Source organism: Mesorhizobium sp. M4A.F.Ca.ET.050.02.1.1, assembly GCF_003997725.1.
Classification (GTDB): domain Bacteria; phylum Pseudomonadota; class Alphaproteobacteria; order Rhizobiales; family Rhizobiaceae; genus Mesorhizobium.
Genome location: NZ_RZSG01000684.1, coordinates 1 through 3,233, shown reverse-complemented (window position 1 = coordinate 3,233; position 3,233 = coordinate 1). Strand labels below are relative to the sequence as shown.

The window sequence follows — 3,233 nt, the reverse complement described above, 5'->3', positions numbered from 1 at the left end:
CTCGGGCACTGCTTGCGAGAAGGCGCCGAAGATGACCGAGCGCAGCCGGGCGCAGGTGAGCGAGCGCATGCCGACGGCTGCGGGGTGGACCGGGTTCAGCACCGATCCCTCGGGAGTGATGCAGGTGAACGGCCGGGTAAGGCCGGTGTTGAGCAGGATCTTCGGGTTGAGCGTGTAGAGCACGTAGTAGACGCCGACCAGCAGCATGGTGTGGCGCGGGTCGCCACCTGAAGGCACGTTGAGCGAGGAGCCCAACTGCGGATCGGAGCCGGTGAAGTCGAGCACCGCCTCGTCGCCCTTGATCGTCAGCGTCAGCTTCAGCCGGCAGGGATTGGCCTCGACCGAATCCTCGTCGGCGTAATCGGCGAATTCCCAGGTGCCGTCGGGCATGGCGCGCAGCACGTCGCGCGCCTGCGCCTCGGCATGATCGAGAAGCGCGGCAACCCCTTCGATGAAGCCGGCCTTGCCGAACTTCCGCACCATTGCCTGGATCTTGCGCTCGCCGGTGTTGAGCGCGCCGACAAGCGCCTTGATGTCGCCGATGTTGAGGTCGGGCTTGCGCACATTGGTGCTCATGATACGCAGGATCGTCTCGTCGAAGACGCCCTCCCGCACCAGCTTCATCGGCGGGAAGCGGATGCCTTCCTGATGGATTTCGGTCAGCGCCCGGCTGAGCGAAGCCGGCACGGCCCCGCCCATGTCGGTGTTGTGGATGTGACCTCCGGTCCAGGCGACGATCTCGCCGTCGACGAAGACCGGTTTCCACAGATGCGTGTCGGGGGCGTGCGTGGCGACGTGGCCCGAATAGGGATCGTTGGTGAAGGCGACGTCGCCCGGCCGGTAGTCGTCGACCATCGCGATCGCGCGGTGGTAGGAAAGTCCCGGATACCACGTGGCGCCGAGTTCCATCGGCACGGCGAAGGTCGCCCCCGCACGGTCCATCAGCATCACGGTGAAATCCTGCGTCTCCTTGACGAAGGCGGAGTGCGCAGTGCGGTGCAGCGTGTGGGCCATGTTCTCGGCGGCCGCGCGGGCGTGGTTCGCCAGAACCTGCAGGTTTGTCCGGTCAAACATGGTGTCACTCCGCGAAGGTCAGCAGAAGGTTGAGGTGGCGGTCGACGCGCGCCTGCGCACCAGCGGGAATGGCGAAGGTGGTGTCTTCCTGCACGACCACGGCAGGCCCTCGGAAGGTGCTGCCCGGCACGAGGGTCTGCCGCTGGTGGAGGTCAACGGTCTCGACGCTCACGCCGGTGTAGACAGGGAGCCGGCGCGCCGGGATGGCGGCGGCGCCGATCTCGTCGATCTCCGGAAAGGAGAGCGCCGGGCCGGCACCTATCGCCGACAGCCGGACATTCACAAGCTCGATCTCGCCCACGGGGTCGTGAAAATCGTAGAGCTGCTCATGAGTGCGGTGGAAGGCCTGCTTGATTGCCTCCGGGTTGGCGCCCGCCAGCCATTGCGGTGAAAGGACGACCTCGATCTCATAGCTCTGGCCGAGATAGCGCATGTCGCAGGAGAGAGTGAGCTCAGCCGCCGCGTCGTGCCCCTGCGCCGCGAGCCAGTCGCGCCCCTCTTGCGCGAGAGCATCGAAGGCCTCGCGGATCTCGGGGAGCGACGCAGCCGTCAGCGGGCTGAAGATGGTGCGTATGAAATCCCCGCGCAGGTCCGCCACAAGCCCGCCCAGCGCCGACACCACGCCGGGGCGGCGCGGCGCCATGACACGCTTCATGCCGAGTTCGCGGGCAAGGAAGGCGCCGAGCATCGGGCCGCCGCCGCCGAAGGGCATCAGCGTGAATTCGCGCAGGTCGACGCCGGCGCGCGAGGCAAGCTTCTCGACCTCGACGAACATCTCCGACACCGCGATGTCGAGGATCGCCTGCGCGGTCTGCTCGACCGGGCGGCCGAGCCGGGCGGCAAGCTCGCCGACCGCGCTATGCGCCAGCCCGGTATCGATCCGGAGCTGGCCATAGGCCATCTCGCTGTGACCGAGCCATCCGCACACCACCATGGCGTCCGTGACCGTCGCCTGCGTGCCGCCACGGCCGTAGCATGCCGGCCCCGGCGTCGAACCCGCCGATTCCGGTCCGACGCGCAGCACGCCCTGCGCATCGACACTGGCGATCGAGCCGCCGCCGACGCCGATCGAGCTCACCGACACGGAGGGGATGTGGAGCGGAAATTCGCCGATCAGCTCGCCGGTGCCGAACTGCGCCTCGCCGCCGATGATCAGCGCGAAGTCGGCCGAGGTGCCGCCGATGTCGAGGGTCAGCACCTTGTCTTCGCCCGCCTGGCGCGCCAGCCACGAGGCGCCGATGACGCCTGAGGCCGTTCCCGACAAAAGCATGTTGACGCAGGCGCGCTTGCCTTCGGCGGCGTTCATGAGCCCGCCATTCGACTTGGTCAGCATCGGCCGGGCCGGCACGCCACGACGCTTCAGCCGCTCTTCCAGCGCCGTCAGGTAGCCAGAGACGCGAGGATGAACATAGCCGTTGAGGATGGCGGTCGAGCTGCGCTCATATTCGCGGATGACCGGCCAGACCTCGGCCGAGGTGAAGACAAAGAGCTCAGGCGCAAGGCGCGCGACCGCCAGCTTCACCGAAGCTTCCTGCGCGCCGTTGCGCCAGGCATGCAGGAAGGACACGATAATCCCCTGCGCCCCGTTCGCCTTTGCCGCCGTCACCGCACGCTCCACCGCCGCCATGTCGGGTGCCTCGGATTCGCTTCCATCGGCACGCATGCGGGCCGGAATGCCGAACACCATGTCGCGCGCGATCAGCGGATCCGGCCGCGCGCAGAACAGCGAATACATGTCCGGCATGCGAAGCCGCGCCAGCTCGATGACGTCCTCGAAGCCGGCATTGGTGAACAGCGCCAGTGGCGCGCCCTTGCGCTGGATGATGGTGTTGATGCCGACAGTCGTGCCGTGCACGAAGCGCGTCATATGGGTCGGATCGAAACCTTCGCGTTCGCCCAGAAGGGTGAGACCCGTCATCAGCTCGGCGCCCGGGTCCTCCGGCGTCGTCAGCACTTTCAGCGAGGCGACGCGTCCCGAGTTCGCCTCGAGCGCGCAGAAATCGATGAAAGTCCCGCCGATATCGACGCCGACCTTCCAGTCGGTTCCGCTTTGCGCCTCATCCCCAGTGATGACCCCATCCATGGTGCGTCCCTTCCTGTCTGCCTGCAGAAAGCTGGCACGGCTGGCCGGTCTGGGTCCAAGATGGATGATGGGCAAG

2 protein-coding genes are annotated in these 3,233 nt (G+C 67.1%); both read right to left on the bottom strand.

The window, feature by feature from the left end:
- Window positions 1-1,074 (bottom strand): hydantoinase B/oxoprolinase family protein (locus EOA33_RS29290; protein WP_190234404.1); only part of this gene is annotated, 1,074 nt, incomplete at its 3' end.
- Window positions 1,075-1,078: 4 nt separating this feature from the next.
- Complete coding sequence (locus EOA33_RS29285) at window positions 1,079-3,157, bottom strand: hydantoinase/oxoprolinase family protein (RefSeq protein WP_127407228.1); 2,079 nt, start codon at window positions 3,155-3,157, stop codon at window positions 1,079-1,081.
- Window positions 3,158-3,233: the final 76 nt, after the last annotated feature.